Origin of the sequence: Skermanella sp. TT6 (assembly GCF_016653635.2) — a bacterium.
Lineage (GTDB): Bacteria > Pseudomonadota > Alphaproteobacteria > Azospirillales > Azospirillaceae > Skermanella > Skermanella cutis.
Window position 1 is genome coordinate 2,712,242 of the sequence record NZ_CP067420.1, and the last position, 25,774, is coordinate 2,738,015.

At 67.4% G+C, this 25,774-nt stretch carries 21 protein-coding genes; 15 read left to right on the plus strand and 6 right to left on the minus strand.

Going from position 1 to position 25,774, the window contains the following annotated elements; translation table 11 throughout:
• Positions 1 to 129: 129 nt before the first annotated feature.
• The 3 genes from IGS68_RS12770 (at position 130) to IGS68_RS12780 (ending at position 4,488) form a co-directional block, all read left to right on the plus strand.
• Entirely contained in the window at positions 130 to 1,452 is a 1,323-nt protein-coding gene (locus IGS68_RS12770; protein ID WP_201080528.1) for a type III PLP-dependent enzyme, read from the plus strand.
• Between the two features lie 94 nt (positions 1,453 to 1,546).
• Positions 1,547 to 2,965: a homospermidine synthase gene (locus tag IGS68_RS12775; protein ID WP_201080530.1), complete on the plus strand. Its 1,419-nt coding sequence runs from the start codon at positions 1,547 to 1,549 to the stop codon at positions 2,963 to 2,965.
• Positions 2,966 to 3,771: 806 nt separating this feature from the next.
• Positions 3,772 to 4,488, plus strand: coding sequence for a terminase small subunit (locus IGS68_RS12780; protein ID WP_201080532.1), 717 nt, complete (start codon positions 3,772 to 3,774; stop codon positions 4,486 to 4,488).
• Between the two features lie 45 nt (positions 4,489 to 4,533).
• On the opposite strand, the gene IGS68_RS12785 is transcribed toward IGS68_RS12780, so the two are convergent.
• A complete protein-coding gene (locus tag IGS68_RS12785) occupies positions 4,534 to 5,220 on the minus strand; it encodes a GntR family transcriptional regulator (RefSeq protein WP_247881303.1) in 687 nt (228 codons plus the stop codon).
• Positions 5,221 to 5,370: 150 nt separating this feature from the next.
• Between IGS68_RS12785 and IGS68_RS12790 the strand changes: the two genes are divergently transcribed.
• From IGS68_RS12790 to IGS68_RS12810, 5 genes are all read left to right on the plus strand, one after another.
• Positions 5,371 to 6,768: a malonyl-CoA decarboxylase gene (locus IGS68_RS12790; RefSeq protein WP_201080534.1), complete on the plus strand. Its 1,398-nt coding sequence runs from the start codon at positions 5,371 to 5,373 to the stop codon at positions 6,766 to 6,768.
• Between the two features lie 4 nt (positions 6,769 to 6,772).
• Positions 6,773 to 8,323, plus strand: a complete 1,551-nt coding sequence (locus IGS68_RS12795) for a malonate--CoA ligase (RefSeq protein WP_201080535.1) — start codon at positions 6,773 to 6,775, stop codon at positions 8,321 to 8,323.
• Positions 8,324 to 8,371: 48 nt separating this feature from the next.
• Positions 8,372 to 8,776: a malonate transporter subunit MadL gene (gene madL / locus IGS68_RS12800; RefSeq protein WP_201080537.1), complete on the plus strand. Its 405-nt coding sequence runs from the start codon at positions 8,372 to 8,374 to the stop codon at positions 8,774 to 8,776.
• Between the two features lie 6 nt (positions 8,777 to 8,782).
• On the plus strand, positions 8,783 to 9,547 hold the full coding sequence (gene madM / locus IGS68_RS12805) for a malonate transporter subunit MadM (RefSeq protein WP_201080538.1): 765 nt from the start codon (positions 8,783 to 8,785) through the stop codon (positions 9,545 to 9,547).
• A gap of 118 nt (positions 9,548 to 9,665) precedes the next feature.
• Positions 9,666 to 11,351 carry an adenylate/guanylate cyclase domain-containing protein gene (locus tag IGS68_RS12810; protein ID WP_201080541.1) on the plus strand — a complete coding sequence of 562 codons (1,686 nt, stop codon included), beginning with the start codon at positions 9,666 to 9,668 and terminating at the stop codon, positions 11,349 to 11,351.
• A gap of 6 nt (positions 11,352 to 11,357) precedes the next feature.
• Here the strand turns inward: IGS68_RS12810 and IGS68_RS12815 are convergent, their stop codons facing one another.
• Positions 11,358 to 12,824: an MATE family efflux transporter gene (locus tag IGS68_RS12815; RefSeq protein ID WP_201080543.1), complete on the minus strand. Its 1,467-nt coding sequence runs from the start codon at positions 12,822 to 12,824 to the stop codon at positions 11,358 to 11,360.
• Positions 12,825 to 13,022: 198 nt separating this feature from the next.
• Between IGS68_RS12815 and IGS68_RS12820 the strand changes: the two genes are divergently transcribed.
• The 4 genes from IGS68_RS12820 to IGS68_RS12835 all read left to right on the plus strand — a co-directional run bounded on the left by IGS68_RS12820 (position 13,023) and on the right by IGS68_RS12835 (position 19,671).
• Positions 13,023 to 16,325, plus strand: coding sequence for a DEAD/DEAH box helicase (locus tag IGS68_RS12820; protein WP_201080545.1), 3,303 nt, complete (start codon positions 13,023 to 13,025; stop codon positions 16,323 to 16,325).
• Between the two features lie 157 nt (positions 16,326 to 16,482).
• Positions 16,483 to 16,818 carry a hypothetical protein gene (locus IGS68_RS12825; protein ID WP_201080546.1) on the plus strand — a complete coding sequence of 112 codons (336 nt, stop codon included), beginning with the start codon at positions 16,483 to 16,485 and terminating at the stop codon, positions 16,816 to 16,818.
• A 72-nt stretch (positions 16,819 to 16,890) separates the two neighbouring features.
• On the plus strand, positions 16,891 to 19,425 hold the full coding sequence (gene secD / locus IGS68_RS12830; protein ID WP_201080548.1) for a protein translocase subunit SecD: 2,535 nt from the start codon (positions 16,891 to 16,893) through the stop codon (positions 19,423 to 19,425).
• A 78-nt stretch (positions 19,426 to 19,503) separates the two neighbouring features.
• The gene (locus IGS68_RS12835; RefSeq protein WP_201080550.1) at positions 19,504 to 19,671 is read left to right on the plus strand and encodes a hypothetical protein; all 168 of its coding nucleotides are present in this window, start codon (positions 19,504 to 19,506) and stop codon (positions 19,669 to 19,671) included.
• A gap of 152 nt (positions 19,672 to 19,823) precedes the next feature.
• Here the strand turns inward: IGS68_RS12835 and IGS68_RS12840 are convergent, their stop codons facing one another.
• Both IGS68_RS12840 and IGS68_RS12845 read right to left on the minus strand, forming a co-directional pair.
• Entirely contained in the window at positions 19,824 to 20,252 is a 429-nt protein-coding gene (locus IGS68_RS12840; RefSeq protein WP_247881304.1) for a DUF6691 family protein, read from the minus strand.
• 10 nt (positions 20,253 to 20,262) lie between these two features.
• Positions 20,263 to 20,706 (minus strand): YeeE/YedE family protein, encoded by a 444-nt coding sequence (locus tag IGS68_RS12845; RefSeq protein WP_371821893.1) that lies wholly within the window; start codon positions 20,704 to 20,706, stop codon positions 20,263 to 20,265.
• A 77-nt stretch (positions 20,707 to 20,783) separates the two neighbouring features.
• Here IGS68_RS12845 and IGS68_RS12850 point away from each other — a divergent pair, with 77 nt between their 5' ends.
• The 3 genes from IGS68_RS12850 (at position 20,784) to IGS68_RS12860 (ending at position 22,127) form a co-directional block, all read left to right on the plus strand.
• Positions 20,784 to 21,143, plus strand: a complete 360-nt coding sequence (locus IGS68_RS12850) for a carboxymuconolactone decarboxylase family protein (protein WP_201080555.1) — start codon at positions 20,784 to 20,786, stop codon at positions 21,141 to 21,143.
• A 31-nt stretch (positions 21,144 to 21,174) separates the two neighbouring features.
• On the plus strand, positions 21,175 to 21,843 hold the full coding sequence (locus IGS68_RS12855) for a Crp/Fnr family transcriptional regulator (RefSeq protein WP_201080557.1): 669 nt from the start codon (positions 21,175 to 21,177) through the stop codon (positions 21,841 to 21,843).
• An 83-nt stretch (positions 21,844 to 21,926) separates the two neighbouring features.
• Positions 21,927 to 22,127 (plus strand): YgaP family membrane protein, encoded by a 201-nt coding sequence (locus IGS68_RS12860; RefSeq protein WP_371821894.1) that lies wholly within the window; start codon positions 21,927 to 21,929, stop codon positions 22,125 to 22,127.
• Between the two features lie 130 nt (positions 22,128 to 22,257).
• Here the strand turns inward: IGS68_RS12860 and IGS68_RS12865 are convergent, their stop codons facing one another.
• Together IGS68_RS12865 and IGS68_RS12870 are read right to left on the minus strand one after the other, a co-directional pair.
• Positions 22,258 to 22,587, minus strand: a complete 330-nt coding sequence (locus IGS68_RS12865) for an antibiotic biosynthesis monooxygenase family protein (protein ID WP_201080559.1) — start codon at positions 22,585 to 22,587, stop codon at positions 22,258 to 22,260.
• A 111-nt stretch (positions 22,588 to 22,698) separates the two neighbouring features.
• Positions 22,699 to 25,773: an efflux RND transporter permease subunit gene (locus IGS68_RS12870; protein ID WP_201080561.1), complete on the minus strand. Its 3,075-nt coding sequence runs from the start codon at positions 25,771 to 25,773 to the stop codon at positions 22,699 to 22,701.
• Position 25,774 lies beyond the last annotated feature (1 nt).

Genomic DNA, 25,774 nt, shown 5'->3' on the forward strand with positions numbered 1-25,774 from the left:
CCGGAGCGTCGCCCGATTTGCCACCCACATCCCCGCTCAATTCGTCCATTCCCGCGGCTTTCAAGCCGTTGGGGTCGTTTTGTCTTCATGGGTCTGCCGGCGCGGCCGCGGCCCACGAGAGGATGCGTCATGGCTCAAGTCCGCTACCGTTCCGCCGTCTCGCCGCTGCGCCGAGGCACCACGCTCAACCGCCGCGGTGCGCCGTCGGTCCGCCGCCCGGTCACCTGCGTCGACAATCTGGTCGAGACGCTGCGCCCGTCCGATCCGGTCCATTGCCTTCGTCCCGCCGTCCTGTCGGCGACCGCCGCCCGCTTCGTCTCCGCGTTCCCCGGCGACGTGCTGTACGCCGTGAAGTGCAATCCGGAGCCCGCCGTGCTGCGCGCGCTCTACGAGGGAGGCGTGCGCCATTTCGATGCCGCCTCTCCGGGCGAGGTCCGTCTGGTCCGCCAGATGTTCCCGAACGCCGAGATCCACTACATGCACCCGGTCAAGTCGCCGGACGCCATCCGACAAGCCTATTTCGACTTCGGCGTACGCGACTTCTCGCTCGACAGCGCCGAGGAACTGGAGAAGCTGGTCGAGCAGACCGACAGTGCCGACGACCTGGGGCTGTTCATCCGCCTCGGCCTGCCGAAGGGGTCGGCCGTTTACGACCTGTCCGGCAAGTTCGGGGCCGCTCCGGACGAGGCTGCCAGGCTGCTGCGCAGCGCCCGTGCCGTCGGCCGCAAGGTCGGCATCTGCTTCCATGTCGGGTCGCAGTGCCTGGATCCCGCCGCCTACGAGCGGGCGCTCGAACTGGCGGGCACGGTGATCGCGCGGGCCGGCGTCGAGATCGACGTGATGGACGTGGGCGGCGGCTTCCCGGTCAGCTATCCCGGCGTCACGCCGCCTCCGCTCGACGACTTCATGGAAGCCGTCGCGCGCGGCTTCGCGCGCCTGGGCCTGCCGAAGCGCACCCGCCTGTGGTGCGAGCCCGGCCGCGCCCTGGTCGCCCCCGGCGTCTCGCTGCTGGTCCAGGTGATCAGGCGGCGCGGCAACGAGCTGTTCATCAACGACGGCGTCTACGGGAGCCTGTCCGATGCCGGCGTCCCGGCGTTCCGCTTCCCGGCGCGCATGATCCGGCCCGACGCCGTGGCCTCGGACGCGGCGGAGGAGGCGTTCGCCTTCTATGGCCCGACCTGCGACAGCGCCGACTACATGGCCGGCCCCTTCATGCTGCCGGCCGATATCCGGACCGGCGACTGGATCGAGCTGGGCCAGCTCGGCGCCTACGGTTCCTGCCTGCGGACCGCGTTCAACGGATTCGACAATGCTCGCCTCGTCGACGTGACCGATCGGCCCCTCCTGGAAACTCCGGGTTACCTGGATCTGGCCGATGAACATGCGGATCTGTCCGATCGGAGCGGCCAAGCTGCGATTTCGGTCGGCTACATCACGGAACAGGCTGCCTGAACGCAGCCTGTCCTCTACTCTCTGACCCGTCAACCCATCCACCCAGCGGGGCCCCGACATTCGTCAGCCACCTCCAGCCTGTTCGGAAAATGCCATGACCACGACCAACCCCATCGTCAAGTTTGCCGGCCGCATCGTCATCGTCGGATTCGGCAGCATCGGCCAGGGCATCTTGCCTCTCCTGCTGCGCCACATCGACATGAAGCCCGAGCAGATCTCGATCGTGACGGCCGAGGACCGCGGCAACGCCGAGGCGGAGGAATACGGCGTCAAGTTCCACCGCGTGGCGCTGACCCGCGACAACTTCCGGACCGTGCTCGACCCCATGGTCGGCGAGGGCGACTTCATCCTGAACCTGTCGGTCGACGTGTCCAGCTTGTCGCTGATCAAGTTCTGCCATACCCGGGGCGCCCTCTATCTCGACACCTGCATCGAGCCCTGGGCCGGTGGCTACACCGACACCAGCCTGTCGCCCTCGTTGCGCTCGAACTATGCGCTGCGCGAATCGGTGCTCCAGCACAAGGGCGGCTTCGCCAACGGTCCGACCGCGGTGATCACCCATGGCGCCAATCCGGGACTGGTCTCGCATTTCATGAAGCAGGCGCTGCTCAACATCGCCCGCGACACCGGCCTGGAAGTCAAGGAACCCCGGACCCGCAACGGCTGGGCCGAACTGGCGCAGACGCTGGGGATCAAGGCCATCCATGTGGCAGAACGCGACACCCAGGTGGCCAGCGTCCCCAAGAAGCGCGGGGAGTTCGTCAACACATGGTCGATCGACGGCTTCGTCGGCGAGGGCGCCCAACCGGCCGAGCTGGGCTGGGGCACCCATGAGAAGGGCCTTCCGTCCGACGGCCGGCGCCATGAGTTCGGCTGCGACGCCGCGATCTACCTGATGCGTCCCGGTGCCGGCACCCGGGTGAGGACCTGGACGCCGAAGGAAGGTCCGTTCCACGGCTTCCTGATCACCCACAGCGAGGCGATCTCGATCGCCGACTACCTGACCGTCTGGGACCGCACCTCCGTCCGCTACCGGCCTACCGTCCACTATGCCTACCACCCGTGCGACGACGCGATCCTGTCGCTGCACGAGTTCGCCGGAAAGACCTGGGCCCTTCAACCGGAAAAGCGCCTGATGATGGACGAGATCATCGGCGGCATCGACGAACTGGGCGTGCTGCTGATGGGTCACAAGAAAGGCGCGTACTGGTTCGGGTCCCAGCTCTCGATCAAGGAAGCCAGAGAGCTGTGCCCGCACAACAACGCGACCAGCCTCCAGGTGACCGCCGCCGCCCTGGCCGGCGTGATCTGGGCGATCGAGAACCCCCGGGCCGGCATCGTCGAGCCGGAGGAGATGAACCACAACCGCGTGCTGGAGATCGCCGCCCCCTACCTGGGCAAGCTGACCGGCGCCTACAGCGACTGGACCCCGCTCTACAACCGCGGCGTCCTGTTCCCGGAGGACGTGGATACGACGGACCCCTGGCAGTTCAAGAACTTCCGCGTGGTCTGACCGGGAGGAAGGCAATCCTTAGCCACGGTAGATCGGAGTTCGCCCGCAGGGCGAACTCCGACACCTGTCTCCGTCTCAAGGCTGTCGGGCACGGTATTGCCTTTCGCTCGAAAGGCCGCGCTGTGGACAAAAACGCCCCCCTTTTCGTAATGGCCGGACTTGATCCACGGCTATCCGGCACGGCGATTGCCTTATCTACGAAAGGGCTAGTCTCAGGTAAAATTACTCCATTTTCGCCATGGCCGGACTTGATCCACGGCTGTCCGGCACAGCGATTGCTTGCGATGCGAAAGGGTTAGTCACAGGTAAAAGTACTCCATTTTCGTCATGGCCGGACTTGATCCGGCCATCTTTCACGGGAAGCATCGGAGCCTCCGTACCTTGAGATCCGCAGGTCAAGCCCGCGGATGACGAACTGACGGAGAAAACGATCGTTAGTAACGTTCTCAATGGTTGATTAGCAAGTACCCTACCGGACAGCCGTGGGTCAAGCCCGGTCATGACGATGAAGGGAGGAATGCTCTACTGGAAAAGCATCCTCTTATCGAGTTGGCAACAACCGTGCCGGACAGCCGTGCCTTCGACTTGTCCATTATGGGAGCGGAGCCGGAGGGCCCCGGTAAATTCTGGCCCGTTGTCGGGCCATGGATCCAACCTACAATGGTCCACCGATCAAAGGTTGAACCCAGGGCCCAACATGGTGCGGAAAATCGGGACCTTTGATACTTGGGAAAACAAGCTTGACCTGGCGGCGAAATAAAGGATAAAATTCCTTTATCCTAAACCGCTAGCGAAAGCGTGCCGCCATGATCGCCCCCTCGCCCCCGCTCGCCATCCGACAGGAACTCTTCTGCGAGAAGATCGCCGCCGGCGCGTCCGCCGCGGAGGCGGCCCGGCGGGCCGGCTACTCGCCGCGGGGAGCGAAGCAGCGCGGCCACTTCCTGCTGGGCCGGCAGGAGATCCGCGTCCGCATCGACGCGCTCCGCGCCGAGCGGCGGGCTTTCCACCAATCCCGCCTCGACCGCGCCGCGGAGGTGATGGAGACGATCATCGCCGACGCCGTGGCGGCGAAGAAGCCTGGAATCGCCATGCGCGCCGTGGAGTTCCAGCTCAAGCTGCTCGGCGTCGTCCAGGATCGTCGCCTCCCCCACCATTTCCACGGCGAAGGCTGGTCGCCCGATGCCGACGTCCAGGAAATGGCTCCCGACCCCATGGAGTGGCTGGACAGCGTCCCGGCGGCCCCTGAGCCCGCCGCTCCGGCCTCCGAGGCCGAGCCCGAGCCCGGGACAGTGACCAAGGATGACCTTCCGCCGGTTTCAGAGAGTGACCCCAACCCGGCCCCGACTTCTGCCGCCGGACTGCCCGCGGGCTTGATCGAGGCCTTCGCGGCCGGTCTCCCGCCCGAATTCCTGCGGGATCTCCCGGCCGACCTGCTGGACGACCTGCCCGACGAGATCGCCGGCCTGTCCTGGACCGAACTTGCCGCGCGCATCGCTGAGGTGGAAGGCGGCCTCGCTGCCTGACCCGGGTCCGCTCCCCGCGGCCACGGGTCGCAAGCGCTGTGCGGACTAGCCGCCCCTCGACCGCTCCGGGTTCCGCTCGGCCAAGGATGCCATCAGGTCGGAGAACCGGTCGCCCTGGATCATGATGTGGTCCCGAAGCAGGCGCTCCGCCCGATCGCCGTCCATCTTCAAGATGGCGTCCACCACGGCCTCGTGTTCCGCGAGCGAATTCGCGACCCTGTTCATGACCTGGAGCTGGATGCGCCGGTATGGCTTCAGGCGGCGGTGAAGGGCCGCGCACTGCTCGATCAGGAAGGCGTTGTGGCTCGCCGCGTAGATCGCGTGATGGAACCGCTCGTTCTCATAGTAGTAGGCATCGGCATCGGCGGTCTCCGCCGCGCGCCGGCACGCCTCGTGGGTTTCCGTCAGGTTCCGACGGTCGGCGTCGGTCTGGCGCCGCGCGGCGAGCCGCCCGGCCATGCCTTCCAGGCCCGCCATCACTTCGAACATCTGGACCAGACGCTCCGGCCCGACCTCCGTGACGACCGCGCCCCGGCGGGGCCGGATCTCGATCAGGCCGGCCGACGCCAGTTGGAACAGGGCCTCGCGGACCGGAGTGCGCGAGACGCCGAACCGCGCGGCCAGGGTCATTTCATCCAGCCGGTACCCCGGCGGCATGGCACCGGTCAGAATTTCGTTCTCGATCCGGTCCCTCAGCTTGAGCCGTGGTTCGTCCAGGTCCCGCCCAGTCATGTCCACATGAACCTCATTCTTGTATACAAGACCTGTTGACTTTGTCTACAGGATCGCGCTTCATAATGCACACCGGCGCCGATCGCATACAAGACCCCTGTATGGAGGAAGAACCATGCGACTGCCAGCAAAGCTGATGAGGCCCGCTTCATGAACACCAGCACTTCCTTCCTCGGCGACCTGATGGTTTCGATCGCGGATCGTGGCCGGTCGCTGCTCGGCCGCAGCGGCTCCACCGGCGGCCCCGTATCGCCCTCCGACCTTGCCACCCTGTGCGAGGCGCTGCTCAGCGGGCGGGGCGAGGCATCCGGCGTGGCGCTGGCCGGGGAGATCCTGGCCCATTGGCGGAAGCTGGACTCAGACGCGCGCCGCGCCTTCCTGATCCTGCTGGCGGAACGGTTCGGCCCCGACAAGGCGAGGCTGGAGCGGGCGATCGAGGGCTATCATGCCTCGGGTGACGCCAAGGCCATCCTGGCCCTGCACAAGGCGGCGGAGCCACGGCGGCAGGAGGTGATCCGCCGCCTGAACCTGGCGCCGTGCGGGACGGAGGCGCTGGTCCGCATCCGGGAGGAGCTGACCCGCCATCTCGGCAGCCATCCCGATCTGGCCGCCCTGGACGCCGACTTCGTCCACCTGTTCTCGTCCTGGTTCAACAGGGGCTTCCTGGTGCTGCGCCGGATCGACTGGACGACGCCGGCCAATATCCTGGAAAAGATCATCCGCTACGAGGCGGTCCATACGATCCGGGATTGGAACGACCTGCGCCGCCGGCTGGAGCCGACCGACCGCCGCTGCTTCGGCTTCTTCCATCCGCAGCTGGTCGACGAGCCGCTGATCTTCGTGCAGGTAGCGCTGTCCAAGGACATTCCGTCGGCCATCGGCACCCTGCTGGCCGAGGATCGCCAGCCGATCCCGGCTGACGAGGCGACCACCGCGGTCTTCTATTCGATCTCGAACTGCCAGGAAGGGCTCCGCGGGGTCTCCTTCGGCAACTTCCTGATCAAGCAGGTGGTCGAGGACCTGAAGCGGGAGCTGCCCGGCCTGACGACCTTCGTCACCCTGTCCCCGGTCCCGGGTTTCGCCGGCTGGCTGGCGCGCGAACGGGCGGATGGGGCTTCGACGATGCTGACACCCGATGACAGATCCGCGCTGGAGGCGCTCGACCGCCCGGGCTGGCACACCGATCCCGCCGTCCGCGAAAAGGTCCAGGCAGTGCTGACCCCGGCCGCCGCCTGCTATCTGCTCAAGGCCAAGTCGCCGTCGGGCAAGCCGGTCGATCCGGTCGCCAAGTTCCACCTGGGCAACGGTGCCCGGCTGGAGCGTCTGAACTTCCTGGGCGACCTGTCGGAGCGCGGCCTTCGCCAGGCCCACGGGCTGATGGTCAACTACCTGTACAAGCTCGACGATATCGAGACCAACCACGAGCGGTTCGCGGCCCAGGGCGAGGTCGTCGCCTCCAGTTCGGTCCGCAAGCTGCTGCGCGCCGACACGCAACCGCAGAAGCAGGCCGGCAAGGCCCAAACGAAAGTTCCCGCAGGTAAAGGTTAGAGCGATGCCAAACCATCTGTTCGCGCTGATGCGCGACCGCATGCCGGCCGATGACCGGACCTTCATCGAGACGCCCGCCGCCGAAAAGCCCGGAAGCTCCTCCCGGGTGATGACGTACGGCGACGCGGTGGCGCTGTCCTCCCGCATGGCGAACCTGCTGATCCAACGCGGCGTCCAGCCCGGCGACCGCGTCGCGGTCCAGCTGGAAAAGAGCGCGGAAGCCATCGTCCTTTATCTCGCCTGCCTGCGCGCCGGCGCCGTCTATCTGCCGCTCAACACCGCCTATACCCTGGCCGAGCTGGATTACTTCCTGGGCGACGCGGAGCCGCGCGTGGTCGTCTGCGCCCCTTCCGCCAGGGAGGCCCTGGAGCCGCTTGCCCGGTCCAAGGGCGTGGCCGCGGTCGAGACGCTGGGCATTGACGGGACCGGTTCGCTGATGGACGGTGCCGCCGCGTGCGGGACCGGCTTCACCGACGTGGAGCGCGGCCCCGACGATCTCGCGGCGATCCTCTATACCTCGGGGACGACCGGCCGCTCCAAGGGCGCGATGCTCAGCCACGACAACCTGGCATCGAACGCGCTGACCCTCGCCCGGTCCTGGCGGTTCTCGCCGGACGACGTGCTGCTCCACGCGCTTCCGATCTTCCACACCCACGGCCTGTTCGTCGCCACAAACGTCACCCTGATGGCCGGCTCCTCGCTGATCTTCGTGTCGCGGTTCGACGCCGATACGATGCTCCGGCTGATGCCGCGCGCGACGGTCATGATGGGCGTTCCGACCTTCTATGTGCGCCTGCTCCAGCATCCGGGACTGACCCGCGACGCCGTCTCCCACATGCGCCTGTTCGTCTCCGGCTCGGCCCCGCTGCTGGCCGAGACGCACGACGCCTGGGCCGAGCGGACCGGCCACCGCATCCTGGAGCGGTACGGCATGACCGAAACCAACATGAACACCTCCAATCCCTATGACGGCGAGCGGATCGCCGGGACGGTCGGACCCGCCCTGCCCGGCATCGCCATCCGCGTGACGGATCCCGACAGCGGCCGGCCCCTGCCCGGCGGCGAGATCGGCATGATCGAGGTCAAGGGGCCCAACGTCTTCAAGGGCTACTGGCGCATGCCGGAGAAGACGGCGGCCGAGTTCCGGCCGGACGGGTTCTTCATCACCGGCGACCTGGGCAAGATCGACGGGAGCGGCTACGTCCATATCGTCGGCCGCGGCAAGGACCTCGTCATCACGGGCGGCTACAACGTCTATCCCAAGGAGGTCGAGGTCGAGATCGACGCGCTGCCGGGCGTGGTCGAAAGCGCCGTGATCGGCGTTTCCCATCCCGATTTCGGCGAGGGAGTGACGGCCCTGGTCGTCCGCAAGCCGGGCGCGGACATCGACGAGCGCGGGATCCTGCAGGCCCTCGAGGGCCGGCTCGCCAAGTACAAGCAGCCGAAGCGGGTCCTCTTCGTCGACGAGCTGCCCCGCAACACCATGGGCAAGGTGCAGAAGAACCTGCTGCGCGACGCCAACAAGGATCTCTACGCCCGCGCCAAGACGGGCTGATCCTGGCTTCGAAGCGAAAACCGCGAACAAATCCGAGGAAACGTTCAAATGGTCATCTACGGAGTCGCACTCCTGTCGATCTGCATGCTCGTGGGCATGGTCATCGGCGAACTTCTCGGCATGGCGATCGGCGTCCAGGCCAATGTCGGCGGCGTCGGCATCGCGATGCTCCTGCTCATCCTGGTGACCGACCACCTGAAGAAGGATTTCCGGCTGGACCAGTGGTGCCAGCAGGGCATCGGCTTCTGGAGCGCCATCTACATCCCCATCGTCGTCGCCATGGCGGCCCAGCAGAACGTGGTCGCCGCCCTGAAGGGCGGTCCGGCGGCGGTTCTGGCCGGCAGCCTGGCGGTGGTCGTCAGCTTCGCGCTGGTCCCGGTGATCACCCGGATCGGCCAGCCGCGCGAGGAGGCCGAACGGGCCGAGCCCGTGGCGATCAAGGGTGGGGAATGATCGGCCATGCTTGAGACCCTGGGCGACATCCTCGTCAAGAACGGCCTCGTCACCGCCTTCGCGGTGGTCGGCGCCACCATCTGGATCTCCTACTGGCTTTCGGCCAAGCTGACCCGGGGCTGGCTGCACGGATCAGCCGTCGCCATCATCCTCGGACTGATCGCGGCCTATTTCGGCGGCATCATGACCGGCGGGAACAAGGGGATCGCCGACGTGCCCCTGCTGGCCGGCATCGGCCTGATGGGAGGCGCCATGCTGCGCGACTTCGCGATCATCGCGACCGCCTTCGGCGTCAGCTTCGGCGAGATCCGGAAGGCCGGCGTCAGCGGCGTCGTGGCGCTGTTCGCCGGGATCATCGTCTCCTTCGTGGTAGGCGCCGCGGTCGCCATGGCCTTCGGCTATTCCGACGCGGTCAGCATGGCGACCATCGGGGCGGGAGCCGTGACCTACATCGTGGGACCCGTGACGGGTGCCGCGCTCGGCGCCAGTTCCGACGTGATGGCGCTCAGCATCGCCGCGGGCCTGATCAAGTCGATCCTGGTGATGATCGGAACTCCTTTCGTCGCGAAGAGCATCGGCCTGGACAATCCCCGTTCGGCGATGGTGTTCGGCGGGCTGATGGGCACCACCAGCGGCGTCGCCGGCGGCCTCGCCGCGACCGATCCGAAGCTGGTTCCCTACGGCGCCATGACGGCGACCTTCTACACCGGGCTGGGATGCCTGATGGCGCCGTCGGTGCTGTTCATCGCGACGCGCGCCCTGGTCGGCTGACGCCGGAGCAAAGTGGGCTTGACACCGATGCCCCGGATCGTGCCTCTGGTCAAAGCGCGATCCGGGACCACTTTCGGTAAGCAACTGCGCCGCACCAACGACCAGCCCGAAGTTCCCGATGCCAATTCTCTCCGGAAGCCGCCGCTTCCAGCAACTGCGTACGATCTCGGGACTCGTGCTGTTCGCCTATGTGCTGATGCACATGCTGAACCATTCGCTGGGTCTCGTCTCGCTCGAGGCGATGGACCGCTGGCGCTTCCTGCTCTCCTGGCAGTTCGCCGGGGGCTGGATCGTCATCCTGGCGGCGGCGGTCGTCCATTCCGTCCACGCGCTGTGGTCGCTCTACGACCGGCGGGTGATGCGGATGCCGGCCTGGCAGTTCATGCAGCTTCTGCTCGGGCTCGCCATCCCGTTCCTGCTGATCGAGCACGTGCTGGGCACGCGGGCGGTCGCCGAACTCTACGGCGTGCAGCCCAGCTACGCCCTGGTCCAGCTGACCTACTGGCGGCTGGCGCCCCACCTGGGCATCCTGCAAAGCACGGTGATGATCATCTCCTGGGTCCATGGCTGCGTCGGGCTGCATTTCTGGCTGCGGCTGCGGCCCTGGTACCGATCGGTGGCGCCCGGGCTCTTCACCCTGGCGGTGCTGGTCCCGACCCTGGCGCTGCTGGGCTTCGTCGTGTCGGGACGGGCGCTGCTGGTCGAGACGGCGGACGGCGCAGCTGTCGCCGAGATCCTCAAGGCGGCGCAGGTTCCCGGGCCGACCTCGACCGCCTTCGTCGGAAAGACGGCCCTGTTCTTCCGCTACGGCTTCGCGGGTCTGATAGCGGCTACCTTGTTCGCCCGGGGCGTCCGCAACCTGCTGTCGTCCCGGTTCGGCACCATGACCTTGAGTTATGCCGACGGTCCCACCGTGACGCTCCTTCCCGGCGCCAGCATCCTGGAGATGAGCCGGGCCTACGGCGTTCCGCACGCTTCCGTCTGCGGCGGGCGGGGTCGCTGCTCGACCTGCCGCGTCAGCGTCGGACTGGGCCGCGACAGGCTGCCGGCGCCATCCTCGGTCGAACAGCGGGTGCTGACCCGGATCGGCGCGGCGGCCGACGTCCGCCTCGCCTGCATGGTCAGGCCCAAGCACAGCCTGACGGTGCGTCCGCTGATGCCGCCGGCCTCGACTCCCGAGCTGGCTCTCCGGCCTTCCACCCACCTGGAGGGCCAGGAGCGGGAGATCGTGATCCTGTTCGCCGACCTCCGCGGCTTCACCAGCCTGTCGGAGGCGCGGCTGCCCTACGACGTCGTCTTCGTCCTGAACCGCTATTTCGAGGCGGTCGGGCAGGCGGTGGAAAGCAACAACGGCCATATCGACAAGTTCATCGGCGACGGCATGATGGCGCTGTTCGGCATCAGCGACGATCCGGTCAGGGCGGCGAACGACGCGCTCGTGACGGCCCGCGCCATCGCCGAGCGCATCGACCGCCTCAACCGCGACCTGGAGCACGACCTGCCCAACCCGTTGCGCGTCGCCATCGGCATCCACGCAGGAACGGTGATCCTGGGCGAGATGGGCTATGGCCGCGCCCGGTCCTTCACCGCGATCGGCGACCCGGTCAATACCACCTCCCGGCTGGAACAGATCGCCAAGGACAACGAGGTCGAACTGGTTGTCAGCCGCGAGGTCGAGGCACGGGCCGGCATCGATCTGGGTCGGCACCCCCTGCAGTTCGTCCCGGTCCGCGGCCGGAAGGCGGCTCTGGAGGTGCGGCTGATCCGCTCGGCCGGCGCGTTGGGGGCGTTGCCCGTCGTCTGACGCCGGTCAGTCCTCGCCCGCGGCCGGACGGGGTGCGGCGAGGGTCGCGAGCGCCGCCTTGCCCGACGAGACGGGCTGGGCCGGCGCCTCGGGCCATTCGGGCGCCGGCTCGGGTCCGAGCCGGTCGTCCCTCAGCCGGCCGACCACCCGGAAGGCGACGACCACGGCGGCCAGACCGAAGACGAGGGCGCCCGCCGCCTGGCCGATCACGATGCCCTGGGCGCCTCCCGCCCAGGCGCCCAGGGTGACGAAGGGGATCGTGCCCAGGGTGGCCCGGCCCCAATTGAAGCCGGTGGACAGCAGCGGGAAGCCCAGGTTGTTGAAGGCCGCGTTGGCGACGAACAGGCAGCCGATGAACAGGAACCCGCCGGCGGTCAGCGTGCAGAACAGACGCACGATGTCGGCCGCCACGCCCTCGACCGAGAAGACCTGGACGAGCAGGTCCTGGCCCAGGAACAGGATGAGCCAGACCGCCGCGACATAGGTCAGCATCACGGTCAGGCTGGCCCGCAGGGTCTCGCGGATGCGCCCGAAGATCCGCGCGCCCAGGTTCTGGGCGAAGATCGGCCCGACCGCGCCGCTCAGGGCGAAGATCACGCCGAACGCGACCGGCACGACCCGGTCGACGATCGCCAGCCCGGCGACCGCCGCGTCGCCGAACCTCGCCATGGAAAAGGTCACGTAAGCCGAGGCGACGGGGGTGGCGACATTGGTCAGGATCGCAGGACCCGCGACCCGGAACAGCGCCCGGGCATCCCGCGGGAGCGCCGCCATCGAAGGGCGCCCCACCAGCCCGTGGACCGTCGATGCGCCGTGCCATCCGATCGCGACCAGGACGCAGCGGGACAGCAGCGCCGCGATCGCGGCCCCCATCAGGTCGAGGTCGAAACCGAAGATCAGGATCGGGTCCAGCACGGCCGTCGCCAGGCCGGCGAACAGGGTCACGTTCATGGATCGCCGGGCATCCCCGACGGCCCGAAGCAGCGCCGAGCAGCACATGCCGACGCCGAGCAGCGGCATGGTCGGCGAGACGATCGTCAGGTAGGTTTCGGCGAACCGCTTGGTCTCCCCCTGGGCTCCGAGGGCCGACAGGATCGGGTCGAGGAACGGGACCGTCAGGATGCCGACCGCCAGGGTCACGGCCAGCATCACGACGAGGCTGGAGCCGGCGAGCCGGCGGGCCTCCTCCCGGTCGCCGGAGCCGATCGCCCGGGCGACGATCGCGCCGGTGCCGATGGTCAGGCCGATGCACAGCGAGATCTGGAAGAACAGGATCGTCCCGGCAAATCCGACCGCGGCGGCCAGTTCCCGGACCCCAAGCATGGAGATGTAGAACAGGTTCGCCAGATCGACCGCGAAGACCGCCATCAGGCCGACGGAGCCGGTGGTCGTCATCACCACGACGTGGCGCAGCGGCGATCCCGACGTGAACTTGGCCGCCTGGGCCTGACCTTTGCCGGAAGCGGCGGCCATGGATCCTGTCCTTCGTTGTGCAAAGATCGGCAATATGCCGGAAAAGCAAGCTATACCGTTTCGCGTAACCTGTCGTGATCGGTCTCTGCTGATATGCCGAGACAGAGGTGTGTGGTAATGGCGGCCAAAAATAGGTATGCTCCGTCCTTCGCCCTCTCTTGAGATCCGACGCCTCCGTAACATCCAGCAAAAAGATTCATGCCACTGGTCAACCACACTGCGCGGGCTTCATCGCCTGCCGGCGCCCCGGTTCCCTTTGCCGAAGAGGACGTATCCCGCGTCTTCGACCAGAAAACCCTTCAGCGTGCCCGCGGGCTCCTGCTCGCCGGCGCTGCGCGGCTACTGCCTGCCCGGGAGCACATCGCCGCGACGGTGACGGACCTGGGCCGGACCCATACGGTGATGGTGGTGCCGTCGCATCGCAACCAGCGCGTCAGCCTGGAACGGACCTGCACCTGCGGACGCTCATCCTGCGCTCACATGGCGGCCGCGGCGCTCCTGGCGCTCGACAGCAGGCCGGAGTGGCGGCGGCCGGTCCAGTCGTCCTTCCTGGACCGGGGACCCGCTCCCAAGGTGCCGCCGGCGCCGGAGCCCGCTCCCGCCGCTCCCCCGACCGGTACTCCCGGCGGGATACCGCTGGCCTACTGGACGCTGGAACCGGGCCAGGGCGAGAACGCCCTCTACGTGACCGCCACCCTGACCGTCGGCGGCACGCCCGAACGGCCCGCCACTCCGCGCCAGGTCGTCGACCACGCCGCCGGGATCGAGCAGGCCGGGCCCGACCGGACGGTCGCCCGCCTCCTGGGGGCGGGAGCGCTGGTTCGCACCCCGGTGCCCAAGGGCAGGGCCGATGGGGTCGACAAGCTGCTCCGCTGCCTTCTCGCGACCGGGCGGGTGCGGTGGCACAGCGGCGCCTCCCTGGTCGCCGGCCCCAAGCGCGTGGTGCGCGCCTTCCGCGACCCGCGCACCGGGACGGTGAGGCCGACCGGCCTGCCGGAGGGGGGAGCCCTGATCAAGGGCCTGGGCCACTGGTGCGTCGACCCCGGCGCCGGGCAGATCTGCCCGGTCGATCTCCAGATCGTCACCATGCCGAAGGCATCGGCCCCGATGCCGTCGGCGAAGCCGGAGCCCCAAAAGCCCCGCATCGTGACCCGCCGGTCCGCCCAGCGAACCCCGGCGCCGCGGATGGTGCCTGCCGACGTCCCACCCCGCCCCGCGCGCTCCGACCCCGCCGTCATCGTCGAGCGCAGCCCCAGGATCACGGCCCGCCTCGGCCGCGTGGTGTCGGCCGGCGAAGGCATGATCGACATCCTGCGACTGTCGTTCGATTACGGCGATCCCGGCCAGCCGGCGGAGATCGAGGCCGACGATCAGCGCCAGTTCGCCCGGATCGAGACTTCCGACGGGTCTCCCGTCTTCGCGCGCCGCGACAAGGCCGCCGAGCAGGAGGCCATGGCGCGGCTCGCCCGGATCGGGTTCGCCCAGCTTCGGATCGATCCTCCGAAGGGATCGCTGGACGACCGGGGCACGCGGGTCCACCGCATGACCGGCAAGGACCCCGACGCCGCGTGGCGGGCGTTCTTCACCACCCAGGTGCCGGCGTTGGAAGCCGAGGGCTGGACCATCCATATCGGCTCCGACTTCGGCACCCGCCTGGTCGAGTCCGCCGGCGACGTCGCCATCACCGTGCGCGACGCCGGCGAAGGCTGGTTCGACATGGAGGTCGGCGTCGAGATCGAGGGGCAGCGCCGTTCCCTGCTGCCCATCCTCGCCCGGCTGATCGACCGGGGCGGCATGGCCGCGATGCGGGTGATCGACGGCCAGGCCCACGTCATGCTGGAGGACGGCAGCGTGCTGGCCGTTCCGGCCGACAGGATCAAGCGGCTCTTCAGCGTGCTTGAAGCCATGCTGGAGACCGGTCGGCGGTTCGAGGAGAAGCTGCAGGTACCGATCGGCGAGGCGGACCTGCTGGTCGACATCGACGACCTGGTATCCCGCCGGCCTGACGAGAGCGCCCAGATCGAGGCTTTCCTCCGCAAGCTGAACGAGGGCGAGACCCTCCCGGAAGTGGCGGCGCCGGCCAGCTTCCGAGGCGACCTGCGGGACTACCAGCGCACCGGCCTCGCCTGGCTGCAGCGCCTCGCGGCCAACCAGGTGGCCGGCATCCTGGCCGACGACATGGGCCTGGGCAAGACCGCGCAGACCCTGGCCCACATCGCCCTGGAGCATGAGAGCGGCCGGCTGGAGGATCCTTGCCTGGTGGTGGTCCCGACCAGCCTGGTGCCGAACTGGGTCAACGAGGCGAAGCGCTTCACGCCGCACCTCCGCACCCTGGTGCTTCACGGCCTCGACCGGCACGAGCGCCGGTCCGAGATCGCCTCGGCCCAGATCGTGATCACCACCTACGGCGTGGTCGCCCGCGACACGGACCAGATGACGGATTGCTCGTGGCACATGGTCGTGCTGGACGAGGCGCAGGCGATCAAGAACCCGGATTCCCGTTCGACCCGGGCCGTCTGCGCCCTCAAGGCGAAGCACAGGCTGTGCCTTTCCGGCACGCCGGTGGAGAACAACCTGGGCGAGCTGTGGGCCCAGTTCGCCTTCCTGATGCCCGGGCTGCTCGGCGACCGGAAGGATTTCCAGAAGCGGTTCCGGACGCCGATCGAGAAGCGGGGCGATGCGACCCGCGCCGGCCTGCTGCTGCGCCGAACCCGGCCCTTCCTGCTGCGCCGCACCAAGTCCGAGGTGGCGAAGGAACTGCCGCCCAAGACCGAGGTGATCCGGCATATCGAACTGGACCAGGAGCAGCGCGACCTCTACGAGACGATCCGCCTTTCGGTCCATGAGAAGGTCCGGACGGCGATCGCCAACAGCGGCCTGTCCGCCAACGCCATCACGGTGATCGACGCGCTGCTGAAGCTCCGGCAGGTCTGCTGCGATCCCCGGCTGGTGAAGATCCCGGCGGCGGCGGCCGTGGGGGAAAGCGCCAAGCTGAACAGCCTGATCGAGATGGTCGGCGAGATGGTGCCGGAAGGACGCCGCATCCTGATCTTCTCGCAGTTCACATCGATGCTGGAACTGATCAAGCCGGAACTGCGCAAGGCCGGCATCGCCTTCGTCGAACTTACCGGGGCGACCCGCGATCGCAACGAGCCGGTCGAACGGTTCCAGCGCGGCGAAGTGCCGGTGTTCCTGATCAGCCTGAAGGCCGGCGGGCGCGGCCTGAACCTGACCGCCGCCGACACCGTCATCCATTACGATCCCTGGTGGAACCCGGCGGCCGAGAACCAGGCCACCGACCGGGCCCACCGGATCGGGCAGGACAAACCGGTCTTCGTCTACAAGCTGATCGCCGCCGACACGGTGGAGGAGCGGATCCTCGAACTCCAGCGCCGGAAGGACAACCTTGCCGCGGCGACGATCGAGGGCACCGCCCTCTTCAGCACCCTCGGCACCGGCGACATCGACTACCTCTTCGGGGAGGCCGACGAGGAGGAATGATCGGGCTTGACCAAGATAATCCTGGCCGACATTCCGGCGCACGTGTAGCTTGCGCCGATCTCCTCCAGCCTTCAGTTCGATGACCGGGATCCGAGAACGCCGATTTCCGTCAGGCCAAGGTGTCAGAGCCGTCGCTCTGGCACTGGTGTTCTGCCTGTTGTCGGCCTTCTGCTGGACGGGTTACGCGTCCACGCCCGGTATCGCCGCCGCGAGGAGTTCCGCGCCGTTCGACGGAGCCGCCGGTTCCGGCAGCGGCGATACCGGTGCCGGTGAAAAATTCCACCTGCCCCGGCAGATCTTCGTAGAGGCATCCCGGACGGCCCTGCGCGACCCGCCGATGCCGGAACCGGTCTTCGCCATCCTGGTGACGATCGCCTTCATGGCGGCCGGGGTCCTTGGCCAGGCCCCGGTGCGCCCATCCGACCCGATCCCGGCACCGGGCGTCGGGCGGTCGAGTCCACGCGTTCCCACGGGTCCCCCCGTCGCCGGCTGACAGCCTTCAAGACTCCACCATCGCTGCAATGCCTGGATCATGCCGACTGCCGGCGTGAGAAAGTTGTCATCCGTGCTTCATTTCTCCAAGACGAAGATCTGGATCATCTCGGCCATCTGTGCGCTGGGTGTCCTCTTCACGCTGCCCAACTTCATCCCCGCGGGTGTTCTCCCGGGATGGATGGCGCAGCAACGCGTCAACCTGGGTCTCGATCTCCAGGGCGGCTCCTACCTGCTGCTCGAAGTCGACATGGACACCGTGGTGCGCGAGCGCCTGGAAAGCGCGCTCGACAGCGCCCGGACGGCGCTGCGCACCGCCGATATCCGTTACGCCGACCTGGCGGTACGTGACCGGTCCGTCACTTTCACCCTGCCCGACGCCGGGCAGGTCGAGGCGGCGCGCAACGCGCTCGCCGACCTGCTGGGAACCGGACTGGGTGCCGCGCAGCGGGATTTCACCTTCTCCTCCGAAGGAGGGCGTGTCCGCCTGGACTTCACCGACGCCGCTGTCGCCGACCGGTCGGCACGGGCCGTCGAGCAGTCGATCGAGATCGTCCGCCGACGGATCGACGAAACCGGCGTCAACGAACCCGTGATCGCCCGCCAGGGGAGCAACCGCATCCTTGTCCAACTGCCGGGCGTGACCGACCCGGACCGGGTGAAGCGCCTGCTCGGCCAGACCGCCAAGATGACCTTCCACCTGCTGGGCGACCAGACCGTCAGGCCGGGCACCCCTGCCCCGGCCGGCACCCAGTGGCTTCCCTCGGTGGATCCGGCATCGCGCGGACAGCAGTACCTGGTGCGCCGCAAGGTCGAGGTGGATGGTGCCAGCCTGCTCGATGCCCGCCCGGGCAACGACCAGCGCAGCGGGAGCTGGGTGGTCAATTTCGAGTTCGACGGTCCGGGCGCCCGCCGTTTCGGCGACATCACCAGGCAGAACGTGGGGCACCCGTTCGCGATCGTGCTCGACGGCAAGGTGATCAGCGCACCCGTGATCCGCGAACCGATCACCGGCGGGCGCGGCCAGATCAGCGGCAACTTCACCACGCAGGGGGCCAACGACCTCGCCGTGCTGCTGCGTGCCGGCGCGCTGCCGGCTCCCTTGACGATCATCGAGGAACGGACGATCGGACCCGACTTGGGCGCCGACTCGATCCGCGCCGGCATCATCGCCTGTCTCGTCGGCTTCGTGCTGGTCGTCGGCTATATGGTGATGTCCTACGGCCTGTTCGGGGTGTTCGCCAACGTCGCCCTGATCTTCAACCTGTTCCTGACCGTGGCGGCGCTGTCCCTTCTCCAGGCGACGCTGACGCTTCCGGGCATCGCCGGCATCCTGCTGACGCTGGGCATGTCCGTCGATGCCAATATCCTGATCAACGAGCGCATCCGGGAGGAAACCAGGCGGGGCCGATCGGCCTTCGCGGCGATGGAGACGGGCTTCTCCCGCGCCTTCGCGACCATCACGGACAGCAACCTGACGACGCTGATCAAGATGGTGCTGCTTTATGCGGTCGGCACCGGGACGATCCGCGGCTTCGCCGTCACGATCAGCCTGGGCATCATCACGTCGATGTTCACCGCGACCGTCGTGACGCGCCTGCTGATGGTCACTTGGCTGAAGCGGAACCGGCCCAAGGTGCTTCCGATCTCCACCCGGTTCCGGCTGGCGCCGGACGATACGAAGATCCCGTTCATGCGGGGCAAGCGGATGGGGCTCATCCTGTCCGTGCTGCTGAGCCTCGCCTCGATCGGCCTGTTCTTCAAGCCCGGACTGAACTACGGCGTCGACTTCGCGGGGGGCATCGTGATCGAGGTCCGGACGGAGCAGCCCGCCGACTTCCCGGAACTCCGAGAGAGCCTCGCCCAACTCAACCTGGGACCCGTTCAGCTCCAGCAGTTCGGCCAACCCACCGACGTGCTGATCCGCTTCGAGCGGCAGCCCGGCAACGAGGCGGCCCAGCAGCAGGCGGTCAGGGCGGTCCAGGACAAGCTCACCTCGGAGTTCCCGGGCACCACCATCCGGCGCGTCGAATCCGTGGGGGCGTCGGTCAGCGGCGAACTGTTCCAGCAGGGCATGCTGGCGCTCGGCTTGGCCGCCGTCGCGATGCTGATCTATATCTGGTTCCGTTTCGAATGGCAGTTCGGCGTCGGCGCCGTCGTCACCATGCTGCTCGACGTGACGAAGACCATCGGCTTCTTCGCCTTGACCGGCATGCAGTTCAACCTGACCGCCATCGCGGCGATCCTGACCATCATGGGCTACTCGATCAACGACAAGGTCGTCGTCTATGACCGCGTCCGGGAGAACCTGCGGCTCTACCGCAAGATGCCGCTGGGCGAACTCATCGACCGAAGCATCAATGAAACATTGAGCCGGACCATCGGCACCTCGGTCGCGCTCTTCCTGGCGACACTGCCGCTGGCCCTGTTCGGAGGCGAGGCGCTCCAGGAGTTCGCCCTCGTGCTGCTGTTCGGCGTGGTGCTGGCGACGTCGTCGTCGATCTTCATCGCGGCGCCGATCCTGCTGTATCTGGGTGAGCACCGGCTTCGCCGGGGCACCACCGAAACCACTCCCGAGGTCGTCGGAGGAACTCCCAGCATGCCTTGATCCTGGAGCCTTGTTCCCGCTCGCCTGTTTCACCGGTTCCACCGGCATGGTGCCGGTCACAGCGGGCGGGATACAGACATGAACGGTGACAAGACGAAAGACGATACCTCCGGGGCGGCTGTCCCAAGGCCGGACTCCGGCCTCCGGACGCCTCCTTCCGGCATCGAGCGCAACCAGCGCGAAACGGCGGAGGTCCTGCGCGACGCGGACAACGAGGTCCCGGACAAGAATGGGACCGACGACTGAGGCGTCTCGCACGGGCTTCTACAGGATAGTGTTCCGGGAGGCGCCGGGCGAGGCATGGGAAGCGGGTGCCGCGGCGACCATGATCGCCCATGTCCTGCACAGGTATCGCTGGATCGGCCCGGTGATCATCACCTACGTGGCGTTAGACATCGTCAGGCCTTGGACCGCGTGGCCCTGCCCGGCACCGGCAGGCCGCGCACGGCCATGCCGGCCACCATGGCCGCGACGAACAGCCAAGTGGCCGGATCGCCGTAGGAAAGTGCCGCCAGCGCCGGACCGGGGCAATAGCCGACAAGTCCCCAGCCGGCGCCGAACAGCACGGCGCCGAGGGCCAGCCGGCCATCCGGACCGGACTTCGTCGGTGCGGCGAACCTGCCGCCGCAGACCGGCTCGCTGCGACTGCGCGACGCCCTGAAGCCGATCATCGCAACCGGAATGGCGGCAGCCATCACGAACGCAAGGCTTGGATCCCAGTTGCCGGCAATGTCCAGGAAGGCAAGCACCTTCGCCGGATCGATCATCCCGGAAACGACCAGTCCGGAACCGAAGAGCAGGCCGGCCACCAGTGCCACGATCATCATGGGCATGGTTTCACGCCCCCATCAGGTGGCGGGCGACGAACACGACCGCTGCGCCGCTCGCCATGAACAGACCGGTCGCCATGAGCGAACGCGGGGAAAGCCGAGCAAGCCCGCAGACGCCATGGCCGCTGGTGCAGCCGCTGCCCAGCCTGGTGCCGTAGCCGACCAGCAATCCTGCGGCGATCAATAGCATAGGAGCGGCCTGAAGGGACGGAGGGCGGTCGATCCCGGCCACCGTCGAGAGCAGCAGGGGCGCTGCCAGCAGCCCCGCCAGGAAACAGAGCCGCCAGCCGATATCGCTGCCCCGCGCAGTCGCCAGCCCGCCGACGATACCGCTGACGCCCATGATGCGCCCGGCTCCATACCACAGCAGGGCAGCTGCGGCGCCGATCATCGCACCGCCCGCTGCCGATGAATACGGCGTGAACCCGTCCATTCCGAGTGCCTCACCCATTAAATTAGCATTGACTTATATAAGGCGGCGGTCCTAGCGTCGCAACTGCATTCTTTTCCACATCCGAGGGATCCCCCATGTCCGGAAGCTGGACGAACACCACGATCGACCTGTCGGCCGCCATCAAGGAACTGCGCGGCGGCGCTCCCGCGGTGATGCAGAGCTTTTCGGCTCTGGCGCAAGCTGCCCTGAAGGCCGACGCGCTGGATACAAAGACGAAGGAGCTGATCGCGCTCGCGATCGCGGTCGCCACCCGGTGCGACGGCTGCGTGGCCTTCCACGCCGAAGCCGCCGTGAAGCAGGGAGCCACACGACAGGAAGTCCTGGAGACGATGGGCATGGCCGTCTACATGGGCGCGGGCCCCAGCGTGATGTATGCTGCCCAGGCGCTGGAAGCCTATGACGAGTTCCGCGACGTCAAGGCCCGCAACGGGTGACCGGAACCGGGAGTCCCCATCGGAAATGAGCATGGCGATCGACTGCCTGGGATCGCTTCCCGCCTTGCGGCACCTGGACGACGCGGCCCGCGACATCCTTGCCCGGCAGGCGGAACTGGTCACCCTGAAAGCCGGGACGGTGCTGTTCCGCCCCGGCGATCTCTGCGCCAACTTCCTGATCGTCCTGGAAGGCTCGGTGCGAGTCCACCTGCTGTCCGAACTGGGACGCGAAATCGTGCTGTACCGGGTCGGTCCAGGATCGACCTGTATCCTGACCACGTCCTGCCTGATCGGGAGTGAGTGCTACAGCGCGGAAGGCGTGACCGAAACGGCAGTGTCGGCGGTGGCGCTGCCCAAGGCTGCGTTCGATATGCTGATCACCCGATCCGGCGTTTTCCGTGACTTCGTGTTCAGGAGCTTCGGGGCCAGGCTGACTGACCTGATGAAGCTGGTCAGCGAGGTGGCGTTCGGCAGGATCGAGTGCCGGCTGGCAGAGGCACTGGTCAAGCATGCGCCCGGAGGCGGCGTGATTCCCCTCACCCACCAAGCCCTGGCGACCGAGCTCGGCACCGCCCGCGAGGTCGTCAGCAGGCAACTCAAGGACTTCGAGCACCGGGGGCTGGTCGGGCTGGGTCGCGGTCGGCTGGAGGTGCTGGACCCCGGCGGCCTGCGGTATCTTGCCACGGCGGCCCCCGGCTGAGGCCCAGTGTGACTTAGTCACTGAGCCAAGCGGCACGCCGCGCGATGCTGGCGACACGGCCCAAGTTGGAAAGGAAACGTGCCATGTCGCTGCCGAAGAATATGGGAATGATCGACCGCGCCCTGCGGGTCGTCGCCGGCCTCTTGCTGATCTCGCTGGTCTTCGTGGGTCCCCAGACCCCATGGGGTTGGATCGGTCTGGTCCCGCTGCTGACCGCCTTCATCGGCTTCTGCCCGGCCTACACCCTACTGGGCATCCGCACCTGCCCGCTGAAGCACAGCTGACAGGCGGACGGGCAGCTACGCCGGAGCGATCCGGCGCAGCTGCCCGTCCGATCGCGTCCAGGAACGCGTCGGAACCCGGCGCATCGGGAACAGGGTGAAGAACTCCGACAGTCCGGCTCCGGCCAAGGCGCTATTCCCCGGCGGAGGGACTGGCCACGGTCTGGATGACTTCGAAGCCCTCGAACTCGGGATGGCCCAGGTACAGCGGCTTGTTTCCGCCGGCTCCCTTGTGGGCGTCGCGGAAGGCTTCCGACCGGGTCCAGCCCAGGAAGTGCTCCTCCGACTGCCAGACGGTGTGGGAGCTGTAGAGCCGGTGATCGTCGCGCTGCGGACCGCGCAGCATATGGAACTCGACGAATCCGGGAACCTTGTGCAGGTGGCTCTCCCGATTCAGCCAGACCGCCTCGAAATCGGCTTCCGCGCCGGGTACCACCTTGAAGCGGTTCATCGCGATGAACATTCCGCTGCTCCTCCTGCCCATGCCCCACGGCGGTCCCCGCCGCGGCTCGTTCGATCCCAGACATGTCGCACCGGCGGGCCTTCTGGCAAGAGGCAATGAGCGTGTTACCGCTCACTCCGCCGGTGCGGGTTGCGCGGCCTCCGGATCGTCCTCCGCCACCTGGCTGCGCTTGACCGTCATGAGGGTATACATGGTGGGCACGACGAACAGGGTCAGCAGCGTGCCGAGCGACATGCCGCCGACGATCACCCAGCCGATCTGCTGCCGGCTCTCGGCTCCCGCACCGGTCGCCAAGGCGAGAGGCAGGGCGCCCAGCACCATGGCGCCCGTGGTCATCAGGATCGGACGCAGGCGAAGCACGGCGGCCTCGATCACGGCGTCCAGCTTCTCCCTCCCTTCATCCTGGAGCTGGTTGGCGAACTCGACGATCAGGATGCCATGCTTGGTGATCAGCCCGACCAGGGTCACGAGGCCGATCTGACTGTAGACGTTCAGCGTTCCGCCGCTCAGGTACAGCGCCAGCAGCGCGCCGGTCATCGACAGGGGGACCGTCAGCATGATCACGAAGGGATCGACGAAGCTCTCGAACTGGGCCGCCAGAACCAGGTAGATGAAGCCCAGGGCCAGCACGAAGACGAACAGGAGGCTTGAGCCGGCATCGCGGAACTCGCGGCTCTGGCCGGCATAATCTACCTGGACGCCCTGCGGCAGCACCTCCTCCGCCGCCTGCTCCATGAAGGCCAGCGCCTCGCCGAGCGACACGCCCGGAGCCGGGCTGGCGCTGATCGTGGCGGAGCGGAGCTGGTTGAAGCGGTTGAGCTCCTTCGGCGCGACCACCTCCCTCACCTCGACCAGGTTGGAGAGCTGGATCATCGCGCCGTCTCCGCCCCGGATATAGATCTGGCCGAGGTTGCCCGGCGTGGCGCGGTCGGCCTCGCCGAGTTGGACATAGACGTCGTACTGCTCGCCGTTGCGTTCGAACCGGGTGACCTGACGGCCACCCAGAAGGCTTTCCAGCGTCCGGGAGACCACGTCGACCTGGATTCCGGCATCGGCGATCTTGTCCCGGTTGACCACGACGTCGAGCTGCGGCTTGTTCAGCTTCAGATCGCTGTCGACGTTGATCAGGCCGGGATATTCCGCGATCCTGTCGAGCATGCGGCTGACATAGCCATCCAGTTCGGCATAGGTGCCGGATGTCTGGATCACGAACTCCACCGGCTTGCTGCCCCCGCGCTGCCCGAGCGACGGCGGGTTGAGCGCGAACACGTTGATGCCGGCGATCCTGGACAGCTTCGGTTGAAGCTCGGCCACGATGTCCTGCTGCCTGCGCTCGCGCTCGTCCCAGTCCGTCAGGCGGGCGAACGACAGGGTGCGGGTCACTTCCGGCACGCCGGAAATCACGATGTAGCTCTGGATCTCGGGGATCCCGGCATAGACCTGTTCGAGTTCCCGGCCGTAGCGGGCATTGAAGTCGATGGTGGAACCTTCGGGAGCCACGCCCAGGCCCTGGATCACGCCCCGGTCCTCGACCGGCGCGGTTTCCGACTTCAGGGACAGGAACAGCACGACGCTTCCTCCCGCGACGCCCAGCGCCAGCAGCACGACGAGCGGCCGTGCCCGCAGGCTGGACCGGAGCAGCCGGTCGTATCCCTTGCCGAGCCCCACGAAGAACCGCTCCAGCGCGTTGTAGAACCGCCCGTGGCTCTCGTGCCCTTTCAGCAGCTTGGAACACATCATCGGTGTCAGGGTCAGCGCCACGAATCCGGATACCAGGACGGCGCCGGCCAGGGTCAACGCGAACTCCAGGAACAGCCGCCCGGTGCGGCCCGGCGCGAAGGCGACCGGGGCGTAGACGGCGGCCAAGGTCAGGGTCATGGCGACTACGGCGAAGCCGATCTCCCGCGTGCCGACCAGGGCCGCCTGCCTCGGCTTCTTGCCCATCTCGATGTGGCGGTAGACGTTCTCCAGCACGACGATCGCGTCGTCCACGACGAGACCGATCGCCAGAACCATAGCCAACAGGGTCAGCGTGTTGATCGTGAAGCCGGCCGCGTACATCAGGGCGAAGGTGGTGATCAGCGACACCGGGATGGTGACGACGGGGATGATCGTGGCCCTCGCGGTCCGCAGGAAGAACAGGATCACCAGCACGACCAGCACGACGGCTTCCAGGATCGTGTGGAACACGGCCCGGATCGAGCGATCGATGAAGACCGCGCTGTCGTTGACGATCTCGCCCCGCATGCCTTCCGGCAGGTCTTCCAGAACCAGGGGCAGGGTCTTCTTCACCGCCTCCGAAACGTCGAGCGGATTGGCCGTGGCCTGCTTGATGATGCCGATCGCGATCGAATTCCGGCCGTTGGATCGGCTGACCCGGCGCTCGTCGGCCGCGCCCAGTTCCACCCTCGCGACGTCGCGCACGCGGACCGGAAAGCCGTCGGCCAGCTTGACCACGATGCCGCCGAACTGCTCCGGCTCCACGAGGCCCGTGCGCGACAGCACGGTGAACTCCCTGTCGGTGCTCTCGACCCGGCCGGCCGGAACCTCAATGTTCTGGCCTCGGAGTGCCGCCTCCACGTCCTGGACCGTCAGGTCGTAACCGGCCAGCCGGGCGCGATCGATCCACAGGCGCATGGCGTAGCGGCGTTCGCCCAGGATCTGGACGTCGGCGACGCCGGGCAGGTTCTTGAACCGATCGACGATGAAACGGTCGATATGGTCGGTGATCTCCAGTCCCGACAGGCGGTCGCTGGTGAACGGCATCACGATGATCGGCTGGGCGTCGGCCTCCACCTTGGAGATGATCGGCTCGTCGATCTCGTCCGGCAGGCGGCCGCGGACGCGGCCGACCCGGTCGCGCACGTCGCTCGCGGCGACGTCAGGATCGATGTTCTGACGGAACCGCACGGTGATCCGGCTGCTCTCCGGCCTGCTGACGGAGGACAGCACGTCGATGCCCTCGATGCCGGCGATGGAGCCCTCGAGCACCTGGGTGACCTGGGTCTCGATGATCTCGGCCGAGGCGCCGAGGTAGGTCGTGTTGACAGATACGACCGGTTCGTCGATGTTGGGATATTCCCGCACGCTCAGCCGGTCGTAGCTGACCACGCCGAGCAGGATCAGGATCAGGCTCATCACCGTCGCGAAGACCGGACGGCGGATGCAGATGTCGGAAATCCGCATG

Excerpts from the sequence above, each read along its gene's own strand:
- madL (WP_201080537.1), top strand. The coding sequence starts at position 8,372 with ATGGTCATCTACGGAGTCGCACTCCTGTCGATCTGCATGCTCGTGGGC.
- IGS68_RS12795 (WP_201080535.1), top strand. The coding sequence starts at position 6,773 with ATGCCAAACCATCTGTTCGCGCTGATGCGCGACCGCATGCCGGCCGAT.
- IGS68_RS12850 (WP_201080555.1), top strand. The coding sequence starts at position 20,784 with ATGTCCGGAAGCTGGACGAACACCACGATCGACCTGTCGGCCGCCATC.
- IGS68_RS12855 (WP_201080557.1), top strand. The coding sequence starts at position 21,175 with ATGGCGATCGACTGCCTGGGATCGCTTCCCGCCTTGCGGCACCTGGAC.
- madM (WP_201080538.1), top strand. The coding sequence starts at position 8,783 with ATGCTTGAGACCCTGGGCGACATCCTCGTCAAGAACGGCCTCGTCACC.
- IGS68_RS12845 (WP_371821893.1), bottom strand. The coding sequence starts at position 20,706 with ATGGGTGAGGCACTCGGAATGGACGGGTTCACGCCGTATTCATCGGCA.
- IGS68_RS12860 (WP_371821894.1), top strand. The coding sequence starts at position 21,927 with ATGTCGCTGCCGAAGAATATGGGAATGATCGACCGCGCCCTGCGGGTC.
- IGS68_RS12770 (WP_201080528.1), top strand. The coding sequence starts at position 130 with ATGGCTCAAGTCCGCTACCGTTCCGCCGTCTCGCCGCTGCGCCGAGGC.
- IGS68_RS12865 (WP_201080559.1), bottom strand. The coding sequence starts at position 22,587 with ATGTTCATCGCGATGAACCGCTTCAAGGTGGTACCCGGCGCGGAAGCC.
- IGS68_RS12835 (WP_201080550.1), top strand. The coding sequence starts at position 19,504 with ATGAACGGTGACAAGACGAAAGACGATACCTCCGGGGCGGCTGTCCCA.
- IGS68_RS12820 (WP_201080545.1), top strand. The coding sequence starts at position 13,023 with ATGCCACTGGTCAACCACACTGCGCGGGCTTCATCGCCTGCCGGCGCC.
- IGS68_RS12780 (WP_201080532.1), top strand. The coding sequence starts at position 3,772 with ATGATCGCCCCCTCGCCCCCGCTCGCCATCCGACAGGAACTCTTCTGC.
- IGS68_RS12810 (WP_201080541.1), top strand. The coding sequence starts at position 9,666 with ATGCCAATTCTCTCCGGAAGCCGCCGCTTCCAGCAACTGCGTACGATC.
- IGS68_RS12870 (WP_201080561.1), bottom strand. The coding sequence starts at position 25,773 with ATGCGGATTTCCGACATCTGCATCCGCCGTCCGGTCTTCGCGACGGTG.
- IGS68_RS12790 (WP_201080534.1), top strand. The coding sequence starts at position 5,371 with ATGAACACCAGCACTTCCTTCCTCGGCGACCTGATGGTTTCGATCGCG.
- IGS68_RS12840 (WP_247881304.1), bottom strand. The coding sequence starts at position 20,252 with ATGATGATCGTGGCACTGGTGGCCGGCCTGCTCTTCGGTTCCGGACTG.
- IGS68_RS12775 (WP_201080530.1), top strand. The coding sequence starts at position 1,547 with ATGACCACGACCAACCCCATCGTCAAGTTTGCCGGCCGCATCGTCATC.
- IGS68_RS12815 (WP_201080543.1), bottom strand. The coding sequence starts at position 12,824 with ATGGCCGCCGCTTCCGGCAAAGGTCAGGCCCAGGCGGCCAAGTTCACG.
- IGS68_RS12785 (WP_247881303.1), bottom strand. The coding sequence starts at position 5,220 with ATGACTGGGCGGGACCTGGACGAACCACGGCTCAAGCTGAGGGACCGG.